13 protein-coding genes, 3 tRNA genes and 1 other annotated feature are annotated in these 13,461 nt (G+C 42.2%); of the genes, 14 read left to right on the top strand and 2 right to left on the bottom strand.

The features are described from left to right. Window positions 1-17 precede the first annotated feature (17 nt). From DXB43_RS13175 to DXB43_RS13185, 3 genes are all read left to right on the top strand, one after another. The gene (locus DXB43_RS13175; RefSeq protein ID WP_117947782.1) at window positions 18-869 is read left to right on the top strand and encodes a DegV family protein; all 852 of its coding nucleotides are present in this window, start codon (window positions 18-20) and stop codon (window positions 867-869) included. Between the two features lie 207 nt (window positions 870-1,076). Next, window positions 1,077-1,149 (top strand) — tRNA-Val (locus DXB43_RS13180). Window positions 1,150-1,172: 23 nt separating this feature from the next. Then, window positions 1,173-1,246 (top strand) — tRNA-Met (locus tag DXB43_RS13185). Window positions 1,247-1,704: 458 nt separating this feature from the next. Here the strand turns inward: DXB43_RS13185 and DXB43_RS13190 are convergent. Beyond that, entirely contained in the window at window positions 1,705-2,199 is a 495-nt protein-coding gene (locus DXB43_RS13190; RefSeq protein WP_022242904.1) for a DUF6512 family protein, read from the bottom strand. A gap of 658 nt (window positions 2,200-2,857) precedes the next feature. Between DXB43_RS13190 and ispF the strand changes: the two genes are divergently transcribed. The 11 genes from ispF to DXB43_RS15175 all read left to right on the top strand — a co-directional run bounded on the left by ispF (window position 2,858) and on the right by DXB43_RS15175 (window position 12,985). Further along, a complete protein-coding gene (gene ispF, locus DXB43_RS13205; RefSeq protein ID WP_117947785.1) occupies window positions 2,858-3,397 on the top strand; it encodes a 2-C-methyl-D-erythritol 2,4-cyclodiphosphate synthase in 540 nt (179 codons plus the stop codon). Window positions 3,398-3,476: 79 nt separating this feature from the next. After that, window positions 3,477-3,695 (top strand) — a binding site (T-box leader). Between the two features lie 131 nt (window positions 3,696-3,826). Then, window positions 3,827-4,504: a serine O-acetyltransferase EpsC gene (epsC, locus tag DXB43_RS13210; RefSeq protein ID WP_022242902.1), complete on the top strand. Its 678-nt coding sequence runs from the start codon at window positions 3,827-3,829 to the stop codon at window positions 4,502-4,504. Between the two features lie 31 nt (window positions 4,505-4,535). Then, window positions 4,536-5,954: a cysteine--tRNA ligase gene (cysS, locus tag DXB43_RS13215; RefSeq protein ID WP_117698606.1), complete on the top strand. Its 1,419-nt coding sequence runs from the start codon at window positions 4,536-4,538 to the stop codon at window positions 5,952-5,954. Continuing rightward, on the top strand, window positions 5,939-6,400 hold the full coding sequence (locus DXB43_RS13220; protein WP_022242900.1) for a Mini-ribonuclease 3: 462 nt from the start codon (window positions 5,939-5,941) through the stop codon (window positions 6,398-6,400). The genes cysS and DXB43_RS13220 overlap by 16 nt, the downstream gene beginning before the upstream one ends. A 10-nt stretch (window positions 6,401-6,410) precedes the next feature. Then, on the top strand, window positions 6,411-7,166 hold the full coding sequence (gene rlmB / locus DXB43_RS13225) for a 23S rRNA (guanosine(2251)-2'-O)-methyltransferase RlmB (protein ID WP_416390276.1): 756 nt from the start codon (window positions 6,411-6,413) through the stop codon (window positions 7,164-7,166). Between the two features lie 12 nt (window positions 7,167-7,178). Then, on the top strand, window positions 7,179-7,775 hold the full coding sequence (gene sigH, locus DXB43_RS13230) for an RNA polymerase sporulation sigma factor SigH (RefSeq protein ID WP_022242898.1): 597 nt from the start codon (window positions 7,179-7,181) through the stop codon (window positions 7,773-7,775). A 4-nt stretch (window positions 7,776-7,779) separates the two neighbouring features. Beyond that, window positions 7,780-9,951: a YhgE/Pip domain-containing protein gene (locus tag DXB43_RS13235; protein ID WP_117947786.1), complete on the top strand. Its 2,172-nt coding sequence runs from the start codon at window positions 7,780-7,782 to the stop codon at window positions 9,949-9,951. Between the two features lie 19 nt (window positions 9,952-9,970). Next, window positions 9,971-10,363, top strand: a complete 393-nt coding sequence (locus DXB43_RS13240) for a hypothetical protein (protein ID WP_199535097.1) — start codon at window positions 9,971-9,973, stop codon at window positions 10,361-10,363. A gap of 14 nt (window positions 10,364-10,377) precedes the next feature. Next, window positions 10,378-12,519, top strand: a complete 2,142-nt coding sequence (locus DXB43_RS13245) for a YhgE/Pip domain-containing protein (RefSeq protein WP_117947787.1) — start codon at window positions 10,378-10,380, stop codon at window positions 12,517-12,519. Window positions 12,520-12,586: 67 nt separating this feature from the next. Beyond that, window positions 12,587-12,659 (top strand) — tRNA-Thr (locus DXB43_RS13250). Between the two features lie 179 nt (window positions 12,660-12,838). Beyond that, complete coding sequence (locus DXB43_RS15175; protein ID WP_158565962.1) at window positions 12,839-12,985, top strand: hypothetical protein; 147 nt, start codon at window positions 12,839-12,841, stop codon at window positions 12,983-12,985. Window positions 12,986-13,059: 74 nt separating this feature from the next. Here the strand turns inward: DXB43_RS15175 and DXB43_RS13260 are convergent, their stop codons facing one another. Further along, window positions 13,060-13,461 carry a type II toxin-antitoxin system HicB family antitoxin gene (locus DXB43_RS13260; protein ID WP_117840670.1) on the bottom strand — a complete coding sequence of 134 codons (402 nt, stop codon included), beginning with the start codon at window positions 13,459-13,461 and terminating at the stop codon, window positions 13,060-13,062.

Raw genomic sequence — 13,461 nt, forward strand, 5'->3', positions numbered from 1 at the left:
TTTGGGAGGTTTTTGATATGGTAAAGATAATTTCAGATAGTACCTGTGATTTATCTGAAGAACTGGTAAAACGTTATGATATTACCATTCTTCCGCTTCACATTTTATTAGGTGACGAAGAATATCTGGATGGAGTAAATATTACTCCGCAGGAGATTTTTGACTGGTCGGATGAACACAAGACCACTCCAAAGACTTCAGCACCATCCGCAGAGCAGGCAGTAGAATTGTTAAAGCCTTATGTAGAAAAAGGTCAGGAGGTTATCTGTTTTGCCATTGCATCCGGGATGTCTTCTTCCATGAATGTGATGCGTCTTGCAGCGGAAGAACTGGAGGCAGAAAATCTGGTGACTGTAATTGATTCTGCAAATCTTTCTACCGGTATCGGACTTCTTGTCATAGAAGCAGCCGAAATGGCACAGCAGGGAAAGAGCGCGGCAGAGATTACCGCCCGTATCGAAGAATTAAAGCCTCTGGTTCGGGCAAGCTTTGTGGTAGACACCTTAACCTATCTTTATCGTGGTGGCAGATGCAGTGGACTGGCTGCCTTAGCCGGAGGTGCATTAAAGCTTCATCCGAGGATTGGTGTTGAGGATGGTAAGATGGGGCCGGGCAAGAAATATCGTGGCAATATGGAAAAGGTTGTGCTCTCTTATGTGAAAGACATGGAAGAAGCAATGAAGAATGCCCGGCCGGAACGTGTATTTATCACTCATTCCGGCAGTGCCCCGGAAATCGTAGATAAGGTATGGGCTTATCTCAATGACCTGCATGTCTTTCATGAAATTTTAGAAACCAGAGCCGGCGGTGTAGTATCCAGCCACTGTGGACCGGGAACACTGGGCGTCTTGTTTATTGCGAAGGAGTAGGGAGAAGGAGAGATGTATGATTTGCAAAGGTATCTCATAAGGCAGGTATCCGGCAGCTTGACAGAATTATTGGAGTAATTTTGAATCTTGAAATATTTTCAAAAATTTTAAATATTTCAAAAATATTTTTGAAAAAGTGCTTGACTTCACTATTCCTATATAGTATACTAGCAAAGCGGGTTGCAGATGAGTAACCCGCAGGAATATGGGATCTTAGCTCAGCTGGGAGAGCATCTGCCTTACAAGCAGAGGGTCACAGGTTCGAGCCCTGTAGGTCCCATTCCAAAACAAATAATTGAATATGGCGGAATAGCTCAGTTGGCTAGAGCACACGGTTCATACCCGTGGTGTCGAGAGTTCAAATCTCCCTTCCGCTACTGAAAAAGAATCTTGCAGATGCAGGATTCTTTTTTTGCGAGTAGCAAGAAAAGGCCTGGGGGTCTGGAAAGAACTGCAGGTGGTGAATTCTGTCGGTGCGTGGAATCTGTCAGTGGTGGATTTTGGTAGTGCGTGGGCGGCGAAGAGAGCTTCTGGTCTAGTTCCCGTATAGAACAGTTGTGATTGGGCAAAAAAGCTGGAAACAATCTTTATTTTGCCCAATCTAGCTTAGCAAAGTCGCAATTTTCAGAAGCGGAAAGCACCGTATTGTAGCAAATTGGGCAAAAAAGCTGGAAACAGTCTTTATTTTGCCCAATCTAGCTCAGCAAAGTCGCAATTCCGGGAAGCCAGAAGAGTTGCATCGTAGTAAATTGGGTAAGAAACACTTCAAACAGAGTGTTTCTTACCCAATTTCTTGTAAATCCCTTACCTACCTGCTTCTATATTTAAAAATAGCTTATGGCTCCTGAAAAAGTCCAATCTCAGGCGGATAGTAACTAAAGATAAAAAACAGAATTGCAAGAATTACAAGGCAGGTAAGTAGCAGTCCCCTGCGGTTGGCAAGTTCGCGGTTATCGTTCAGAAACCATCCGATAAGAAAGGCACCCAGAACACTGATGTAGAAAATAGCAATATCAATCGCCATGACAGAGAAGCCCAGCACACCGGTGTATGTGTAGAAGAGAATTGGAATCAATGCCAATCCGACCAGTGTCCCAATGGAGAGTGCCACAGGAATCGGACTTTGTTCCGGAAGCTTGAAAAAGAGAAACAGCACAAGAGCTAGCATCGGAAAGAACAGAAGCTTCATGTGCTCCCAGGTGGATTCATTCCATGGTGCAAAAAGCCGTACGATGGAATTGTTACCGGACCATTCATAGACAAAATGTAATAGGGTTCCAATTACGGACATAAAGAGAAAACCCCAGATAAAAAGTTTTTTAGAATTCATAAAATACCTCCTGATACAATAGTATGATGCAAAACAGGAAATAATATGAAAAAAGAAATCTATAAACAGCTATCAGAAAATACCTCCAGTGTGGTATAATGTCCGTAAGCATTGAGCAGTGCCAAAAACAAGAAAAATCCAGATTGGCTGCTTGCAGACAAAGCTGGATTTTCCTTGTTTTTGATAGGGCGAAAGCCCGAGAGCGGGAAGGTGCATGGCAGCTTCCCGCATGCACTGCGGAGCTGGACCGAGATAGGGCGAAAGCCCGAGAGCAGGAAGATGCAAAGCAGCTTCCTGCGTGGCACTGTGAAGTTGGATCGAGATAGGGCGAAAGCCCGAGAGCAGGAAGATGCAAAGCAGCTTCCTGCGTGGCACTGCGAAGTTGGATCGAGATAGGGCGAAAGCCCGAGAGCAGGAAGATGCAAAGCAGCTTCCTGCGTGGCACTGCGAAGTTGGATCGAGATAGGGCGAAAGCCCGAGAGCGGGAAGGTGCTTTGCAGCTTCCCGCGTGCACTGCGGAGCTGTACCGAGATAGGGCGAAAGCCCGAGAGCGGGAAGGTGCATGGCAGCTTCCCGCATGCACTGCGGAGCTGTATCGAGATAGGGCGAAAGCAGAGAGCCGGAAAGTTGAAAAGAAAAAAAGAAAGCAGGTAATCACATGCGAGTAGGAATGGGATATGATGTTCATAAATTAGTAGAAGGAAGAAAATTAATCATAGGCGGAGTGGAGATACCGCACAGTCTTGGCTTGCTGGGACATTCGGATGCAGATGTATTGTTACATGCCATCATGGATGCGTTGCTGGGGGCAGCGGCTTTAGGAGATATCGGAAAGCATTTTCCGGATACAGACCAGGCATATGAGGGGATTTCCAGTATAAAATTATTGGAAGAAGTGGGACAGCTTTTAGAGAAAGAGAATTATGTCATTGATAATATCGATGCTACGATTATTGCCCAGAAGCCAAAGATGCGTCCACACATTGAGAAGATGGAAGAAAATATTGCACAGGCATTGAAGATAGACGTCAGTCAGGTAAATGTAAAGGCAACCACAGAGGAAGGGCTTGGCTTTACCGGAAGCGAAGATGGAATCAGCTCCCAGGCAATCTGTGCTATCTCAAGTATCTATGAAAACAGCATAGCAGTGGGAGGCAGTGAACGAAATTGTGCAGGCTGCCCGGGATGCGGAAAATAACTTTTCTATTGACAAAATGGCAATTCGTGCATAAACTAGTAGCGTAAAAAGAATTTAAAAATGATTCAGAAATGAATTGATAAATGCAGTGAACGGAAAGAGTAGTATACATGCGTGAATAAAAGAGAGAGACTGTCATCGGCTGAAAGCAGTCTTGATTCCAAAGTATATGAAGTGCATCCGGAAGCAGTCCCGGTGAAAGCAAGTATCCAGGAACGAATAGCACACGTTACGTGTATTGAGGGAAAGCAGCAATGCTTTACTTAGAGTGGAACCGCGGAATAACTTCGTCTCTATATTTATATAGAGACGATTTTTTACTTTATAGGAAATTGCTTTCCTGTAAAGTAAAAAATCGCTCCGCGAGAAAAATTACAGGCATGCATGCATAAAGGAAAGAATCTATACAGTGAACAGGAGGCTGTAATCATGGGTTTTATAAAAGAATTAAAAGAGGAATTTGAGATTATCAAGGAGCGTGATCCGGCATTAAAATCTCCAATGGAGGTTTTGCTTTATCCGTCATTTCGTGTTATGCTTAGTTATAGGCGTGCACATAAGCATTACCTGAAGGGACATTTCTTCCGGGCAAGATATATTTCACAGAAAGCAGCAAGAAAAACCGGAATTGAGATACATCCGGGCGCAGTAATTGGAAAAGGATTCTTTATCGACCATGGTACCGGCGTTATCATCGGAGAGACATCAATTATCGGAGATAATGTAACCTTATATCAGGGTGTAACCCTGGGCGGAACCGGTAAGGAAACCGGAAAGCGTCATCCGACCTTAGAGGATAATGTAATGGTAAGTGCCGGAGCAAAAATCATCGGTTCCTTTACGGTAGGCGAGAATTCGAAAATCGGTGCCGGAAGTGTGGTAATTGAAGAGGTGCCGCCAAATTGTACCGTAGTAGGAGTTCCGGGACGAATCGTAAAACGTAACAATGTAAAAATTCCACGCAGCGATATGGATCAGTGCAATCTGCCGGACCCGGTACAGGAAGACATCAATGTATTGCAGCGGGAAAATTCAGAATTATGCAACCGTATCATTGATATGGAAAAAGAGATAAAAGCATTAAAGCAGGAAGTAGAAAAGAATTAAATAAGTAATTCCAGGAACGATGGAGGATAACATGGAGAACAACGTAAAGATTTTTAATACCCTTACAAGAAAAGTAGAGACCTTTGTGCCAAACGAAGATGGAAAAGTGAAAATGTATACCTGCGGACCAACCGTATATCATTTTGCACATATCGGAAATCTGCGCAGCTATATTATGGAAGATGTATTAGAGAAAACACTTCGCTATGCAGGTTATGATGTAAAGCGTGTCATGAACATAACAGACGTAGGACATCTTTCCAGTGATGCAGATACCGGTGAGGATAAAATGTTAAAGGGCGCAAAGCGTGAGCACAAGACCGTTATGGAGATTGCAAAGTATTATACCGATGCATTCTTTTCCGATTGCTCCAAATTAAATATCAAACGTCCGGATGTGGTAGAGCCGGCAACCAATTGTATCCCGGAATTTATTCATATGATAGAGGTACTTTTAGAGAAAGGCTATGCATATATTGCCGGAGAAAATGTATATTTTGATACATCAAAATTAGATGATTATTATGTATTCTCCAGCCAGAGCGAAAAAGAGCTGATGGTAGGTGTCCGTGATGACGTATCTGAGGATGAAAATAAGCGCAACAAGAGTGACTTTGTATTGTGGTTTACCAAGTCCAAATTCGATAACCAGGAACTGAAATGGGATAGTCCATGGGGCGTTGGTTATCCGGGCTGGCATATCGAGTGCTCCTGCATCAGCATGAAGCATTTAGGCGAATATATGGATATTCACTGTGGTGGTGTGGATAATATTTTCCCACATCATACCAATGAGATTGCACAGAGTGAAGCATATCTGGGACATAAATGGTGTAATTACTGGTTCCATGTGCATCATCTGAATGATAAATCAGGAAAAATGAGTAAATCCAAGGGAGATTTCCTGACCGTTTCCTTATTGGAAGAAAAAGGTTATCTGCCGCTGGTATATCGTATGTTCTGTCTGCAGTCCCATTACAGAAAGCCATTGGAATTCTCTTATGAAGTAATGGATAATATGGAAAATTCCTATGTAAAGCTTCGTAAGACCATTGCAAAACTGGATGCGTCTACAGAAGTAGAGCAGGATAAATTTGATGCATACAAAGAGAAATTCCTGCAGGCATTAGAGGATGATTTAAATACTTCCATGGCACTGACTGTAGTATATGAAGTATTGAAAGCCGATATGACCGATGCAACCAAGCTTGCACTGGTAAAAGATTTTGATTATGTATTATCTCTTGATTTAGCAGCGGGAGAAGCAGCAAATCCTGCCGATGAAATCGATGCAGATTTAGAAGCATATGTATTAGAAAAAATCGAAGAGCGTAAGGCTGCAAAGAAAGAAAAAGATTTTGCCAAAGCAGACGCAATTCGTAATGAACTTTTGGAAAAAGGAATTGTCTTAGAGGATACCAGAGAGGGTGTAAAATGGAAAAAGGCATAGATTCCCATATCAAAGAATATTTTGACCTGCCAAAGGTGGATGTAGCAACCTACTCCCCTTTGGCACTTGCCTACATAGGAGATGGCATTTATGACCTTGTCATAAGAAGCATTGTAGTTGGAAAAGGCAATACCAAGGCATCCCGTCTGCATCAGACCACCAGCCATCTGGTGAAAGCACATGCACAGGCAACGATGATGGAGACACTGACTCCAATGCTTACGGAAGACGAAACGGAAATTTACCGCAGAGGCAGAAATGCCAAGTCTCCGACCATGGCAAAAAACGCAACTATGTCAGATTATCGCCGTGCCACCGGCTTTGAAGCATTGATGGGCTATTTATATCTGACGGATCAGTTTGAGCGGATTTTGGAACTGGCGAAAGAAGCAATCAGACACTATAATGTGAAGACCGGAAAGAATGATCTGGCAGGAGGAAAGTAGAATGGAAGAAATGCAGATGGAAAACACACAGGCAGAAAGCACGAAGATAGAAGGAAGAAATGCAGTTTTAGAAGCATTTCGTTCCGGAAAAACCATAGACAAGCTGTTTGTATTAGATGGCTGTAAAGACGGTCCCATTCAGACCATTTTAAGAGAAGCAAAAAAACATGATACGCTGGTACAGTTTGTGGCAAAAGAGCGTTTAGAGCAGTTGTCAGAGACGAAGAAGCATCAGGGTGTCATTGCCATGGCAGCAGCATTTTCCTATGCAACCGTAGAAGATATTTTAGAAAATGCCAGAAAGAAAAATGAAGCACCATTTGTCATTTTGCTGGATAATATTGAAGACCCGCACAATTTGGGTGCAATTATCCGTACTGCCAATCTGGCAGGTGCCCATGGCGTCATTATTCCAAAGCGCCGTGCAGTGGGACTGACCGCTACCGTAGCAAAGGCTTCTGCAGGAGCCATTTATTATACACCGGTAGCAAAGGTAACCAATCTTACCAATACCATCCGGGAATTAAAGGAGCAGGGCATGTGGTTTGTCTGTGCAGATATGGGTGGCACAACCATGTATGATCTGGATTTAAAAGGTTCTATCGGACTGGTTATCGGAAATGAAGGAGAAGGTGTCAGCAAATTAGTAAAAGAAAACTGTGACTTTGTGGCATCGATTCCAATGAAGGGAGATATTGACTCCTTAAATGCATCGGTAGCAACAGGTGTTTTAGCTTATGAAATTGTAAGACAGAGATTAAGTTAACAGGAGAGAGAGATGCAATCTTATCAGAATATGAGTGATGAGGAATTAATTGCAGCACTTCGTAGTGGTGAAAAAGAAATTACAGATTATCTGATGGACAAATACAAGAGTCTGGTTAAGAAAAAAGCAAAAGCACTTTATCTCATTGGTGGTGAGACGGACGATTTGATTCAGGAGGGAATGATTGGTCTGTTTAAAGCTGTCCGGGATTATCAGCCGGATAAAGACAGCAGCTTTTTTCATTTCGCAGACCTTTGTATTGCAAGGCAGATGTATACAGCGGTGGAGGCTTCCAATCGGAAAAAGCATGCACCGCTCAATTCGTATGTACCACTTTATGCAGATAGTGAGGATTCGGAAGGCAGGAATCTGGCGGATGTGTTAGAGACTATAGATGAGGCGAATCCGGAGAATTTATTCATCAGTCAGGAAGACCGGGAAGATTTCAAGCGGAAAGTAAATGAAACTTTAAGCAAAATGGAACAGGAAGTGTTGTCGTATTATCTGCAGGGCTTTCGCTATGAGCAGATTGCAGAAGCTATGGGAAAAGAGCCGAAGGCTGTGGATAATGCGTTGCAGCGTTTAAAGAAGAAGTTGAAAGGGAAGTAACAGCATGAAAAATATCATTCACATTTTTCGTAAGGACGTAAGAGGACTTTGCAGGAATTTTTTCGCACTGGTCATTGCAATCGGATTGTGTTTTATTCCATCTTTGTATGCATGGTTTAATATTTATTCCAACGAGGATCCTTATGCCAACACCGGAAATATCTATATTGCAGTGGCCTCTGAAGATGAAGGAATGAAATTAGAGGATGGCACAACCGTCAACATGGGTGTTCAGGTGATTGAGCAGTTGAAGGAGAATAAGTCCATAGGCTGGCAGTTTGTAGACAGCTCTGATGAAGCAATCAGAGGAGTAGAAAGTGGAAAATATTATGCGGCAGTAGTTATTGGTGACCGCTTTTCCGAGAGCATGTTCAGCATCTTTTCTAAAGGACTGGAGAATCCGACCATTACATATTATGAGAATGAGAAGAAAAATGCCATTGCAACGAAAATTACCGATACTGCAGTGAGCACATTAAAGTCCAGTATCAATGAGACATTTCTTGAGACAGCGGCAAGTGCCATGTTTGCCCAGATGGATAATCTTTCTGAGAAAATAAGTGAAGATGGCGGTGTGGATGGATTCCGCCAGAAATTAGAGCAGCTCAGCCAGAATTTAAAGGACTATGATGCCATGATAGACAGCTTCCTGTCCGGAAATGAAGAACTGAGTGCAGGGATTGATGAAGCCAATTCCAGTGTGTCAAAGGTGGAAGATAAGATTGATTCAGCTGTAAATTCCCTGAATGGAACAAAGTCACAATTAGACAGTACGGATACTACACTTTCAGATTTTTCCAAGAATGTGGAGACAACCTTAACAGATATTGAGAATTCTTTGAATAAGATTTCAACGGATATTACCAATGCCGGGCTGGGAGACTCTGCCAAGAAGACAACTGAAAGTATTGAGACAACAACGGATGATATTAAGACTTTAAATGACCAGTTGCAGTCGCTTTATGGAGCAATCAGCGGACTCAAGACAGATGAGAGCTTTACGGATGAGCAGAAAACGGATATGGATGATGTGATGTCACAGATTGAAGGTTTAAAGCAGGATGCAGAAGAAATGCAGAAGCTTTTAGAGGCACTGATGCCGGACAATGCATCAGATGCAGTAGAAGATACGGTAAATTCTGTGACAGGCGGAATGAGTACAGCCTTGTCTACCTGCAGCAAGACCATTGAAAATATGAAGAATGTATACACCAATAATCTGGTGCCTGGAGTATCCGGAATATTGGATACGGCATCCCAGATACTGGTCAATGTAACCAATCTTTTGAATAATCTGAATAATACATTAGGTGACATGGAAACCATTTTCGATGGAACCTTAGATATGGTAGATGCTACAGATGAAAGCTTTACACAGATTCAGACATTGCTGCAGACCTGTGATACAAAGATAGAAGAGGCAATCAGCAAGCTGGATGAAGCATCGGAAGATGAACAGATGCAGATTATCATGGAACTTTTGGGCGGCGATCCGGAATCCTATGGTAAATTCTTTGCACAGCCGGTAAAAGTGGAGACAAAGCAGGTTTATGAGATTAAAAATTATGGTTCTGCAGTTGCACCATTTTATACAACACTGGCACTCTGGGTAGGCGGTATTGTACTGGTGGCACTGATTAAGGTAAAGGCATCCGAAAAGGATTTGACGAATCCGAAGCGTTATCAGCTTTTTCTTGGAAGATATCTCATTTTCTTTGTGATGGGACAGATACAGGCATTGATTATTGTGCTGGGTAATATTTATCTGCTGCATTGTCAGGTGAAGAATCCGGTATTGTTCTGGTTTGCGGCGTCGCTGACGAGCTTTACCTTTACCTTATTAATCTATGCGCTGACACTTTCCTTTGGCGATATCGGAAAAGCACTGGTGGTTGTAATGGTCGTTATTCAGATTGCAGGTTCCGGTGGAACATATCCGATTGAGATATTGCCGGAATTTTACCGGCGGGTATATATTTTCTTTCCATTTCCATATGCTATTAATGCCATGCGTGAAACCATTGGCGGCATGTATGGTGGAGCCTATGAGAAGAATCTGGCAGAGCTTCTGATTTTCGCAGCAGCGGCATTGTTAATCGGACTGCTGATTCGCGTACCATTTATGGGTATCAATCATTTCGTAGAAAAGCGAATGAAAGATACGAAGATGATGTAAGAGAGCAGGTGAAGAGCAGATGGAAAAGAAAGAAGATTATGAAAAGCTTTATGACATGCTTTTAGGCTATGAGCAGGAGATTCATAAGAAGAACCAGAAACGTATCCGCATCGGATTGCGGTGCCTTATCATTATTCCACTGATTTTCCTGGCATTGTTATTCTGGACAGAAAGCTCAAAAATTGTATTTTTGATTCTGTGGATTGTATCGCTGTTTATTCTGGCAGGATATTTAATTTTCGTAGAATATTCGGACTATAAATTACAGGAAAAATTAGATGAGATTTCTAACCGGGAGCAACAGGAGAGAGATGCACTGATTGGCGATGGAATTGCCCAGGTAGAAGAACGGATTCGTACCGTACTTCAGACGGCAGAGCAGGAACTTTTAACGGATAGCACAAAGGAGTAGCAGAGGGATAACACATGAAAAATATTTTTAGAATCTTTTACCGGGATTTTAAGAGAGTCAGCACAAATGTGGTAGCAGTGGTTATTGTAATAGGTCTTTCTATTATTCCGTCACTGTACGCATGGTTTAATATATTGTCCAACTGGGACCCGTATGGACCGGAATCTACATCAAATCTTAAGATAGCAGTATATTCCGCAGATGAGGGAATTGACATGGGAGGTCTGTCTTTAAATATCGGAGACAGCGTCATTGATGCCCTGAAAGCCAATCAGACTATGGGCTGGCAGTTTACTGATACCATGGATGAAGCAACCGACGGTGTATACAGCAGTGAATATTATGCGGCACTGATTATTCCGGAGGATTTCTCCGGGAAAATGATAAGCTTCCTTAACGGAGAAGTACAGAATCCGCAGATTATTTATTATGAAAATGAGAAGAAAAATGCCATTGCACCAAAGATTACATCCAAGGCAAAAACGGCAGTACAGGAGCAGGTTAATGCAACCTTTGTTAGCACTCTGGCAGAAGTCATGTTAAAGGTAAATGATGTCATGGTAGAAAATGGAATGGATTCCGGCTCTATGATGAATCTTTTCTTGACACAGCTTAATGATTTAAGCGGAGATTTGGACGGCTATATTGCATTGCTGAATTCTTTTGTCAGCATTACCAATTCGGCATCCAGCCTGATTGATACGACACAGGTTATGCTGCCGAATCTGAATACGATGGTAGATGATGGTTCGAATACGGTAAATACCATGCAGGGAGCATTGAATTCCGGCAGCCTTAATGCCAGTGCTTTGGCTGAGGTTATTTCAGCAAATCTTAATACAGCAGCCGACAGCCTTGACAACATCAATACGCTGATACAGAATGCCTTAGATCAGTTGGATAACTATGGTGATTTATCTTCCGGCGGACTGCAGAGCGCAATTAATATGATGCCGCTGATCCGTCAGTTATTTGAAAACAGTGTGGCAGACTGGAAGGATGATGAAAGTGTTTCCGGTCAGATTGCAGAAATCGAAGCACAGTTAGATAAAATTGAAGCAGATTTAAACAGTGTCCAGAATAATGTCACAGATTTAAATACTGCAAAGGATACTTTAAACACTGAAATATCTACCGAAATAACTTCCTGTAAGACCAAAATAAAAGCTTTAAAGGATACGTTTGACTATTCGGTAAAAGGTCAGCTGGAGACAACCATTCAGTCCATGCAGGGGTCACTGAATCAGACACAGGCAATTTTAAATGGTGTCGATGGAGATTTTGATGAAGTATCGGAAGTGTTGGATGCTTATAGTGAAACCCTCGATAAGGGAAATGAAAGCTTAAGTGATTCATTGGCAGCAGCACAGGAAATGAAGACCGGACTTGACAGTGTGATTACAAGTCTCAGTGCTCTGGAAATCAGTGACCAGTATCAGGCTTTGATGAAAATTTTAGAGACCGACCCGACTTTGTTAGGAGATTTCTTATCTTCTCCGGTCAATATGGAGACGAAAGAGATTTATCCGATTTCCAATTATGGTTCGGCAATGTCACCGTTCTATACGGTACTGGCATTGTGGGTAGGTGCGTTGATTCTGGTGGCAATCATTCATGTAAAGGTACTTCCGGATGAGAAAATACCGGATGCAAAACCTTACCAGAAATTCTTTGGAAGATATATTACATTCTTCCTGATTGGACAGGTGCAGGCATTGATTACTGCACTGGGAGATTTGTTTTATATTAAGATACAATGCCATAACCCGTTCTTATTCTGGCTTGCCTGCGCATGCTGCAGCTTTGTATTTACCTTATTTATGTACGCATTAACGGTAGCCTTTGAAAATGTCGGAGAGGCTTTGGCGGTAGTCATTATGGTTATCCAGGTAGCAGGAGCAGGCGGTTCCTTCCCAATCGAAGTACTGCCGGCAATCTATCAGCGGATTTACCGTTTCTTCCCATTCCCTTATGGAATGGATGCCCTGCGGGAGACCATTGGTGGTATGTATGGAATGACTTATTGGAAATGCATTGGCATCTTAGGCATCTATATTATAATCTCACTTCTGATTGGACTTGTAATTGCAATTCCGTTCCGGAAGTTAAATATGAAGATTGAGCATAGCAAAGAAAAATCTGACATTATGCTGTAGAAAAGTATTGACAATCATAGCTCTCTATAGTATAGTATTACAAGTCGGGATTAGTTCCGACAGAATTGCTGGCATGGCTCAGTCGGTAGAGCGTCGCATTGGTAGTGCGGAGGTCACGGGTCCGATTCCCGTTGCCAGCTTAACTGAAAAAAAGGCTGTAATCCTTGATAAATCAAGGGTTACAGCCTTTTTGGTTGCAGGCATCCGTAAGAAGCTGCCAGTGGCAGGTTCAAAGGAAATTACAAAAGTAGAGAAAGATTTAATAATTTGGTTAGACACATGTGGGATAGCTTCGACTACAATATGGGGAATATGCAATATGCTGAAGACGGACGAGGAAATCAGGGAATTAGGTCGGTTTTCACTGGATATTCCAGAGGAAATGTATCGGAACAATCCGAGCGAAGCGGAGGAGCAGATACTGGCAAAAGCATTGCAGATAACACAGAATAGAAAAATAGAATGATAAATGTCAATAAATACAAAAAGGTTAAATCTTTCACTTCAAAAAGTGACCTAGCGGATAAAACTGCTTAAGGGTTACAGCTTAGCTCTAATTTTTTGGATAAGGGCGTCCTGCAGTACCTGCGAAAAATTAATATTGAGTGAGATAGCCTCTTCATTTAACCATTCCGGAATGGTAAGGGTCTTTTTTACTGCTTTTGAGTTATTGCGTTTTTGATAAGCAAGCATATCGAATTCGATGATAATGCAGTATTCATTTTTTGAAACGTTAATATCTTTTGGCTGGGAAGGAACCGGAATCTCCTGATGTTCCTGCTTACGGCTTATCAGGGCAAGACCTAAGGCATCAACAGCCATTTCATAAGCATTTTGCATATCATCTCCCTGGGTCATACATTCCGGTAAATCTGGAAAAGTAACCCAAAATCCACCTTCTTCTGCAATATGAAAAATGGAAGGATAAAATAATTTGTTCAT

Source organism: Roseburia sp. OM04-10BH, from assembly GCF_003462605.1.
Lineage (GTDB): Bacteria > Bacillota > Clostridia > Lachnospirales > Lachnospiraceae > Roseburia_C > Roseburia_C amylophila.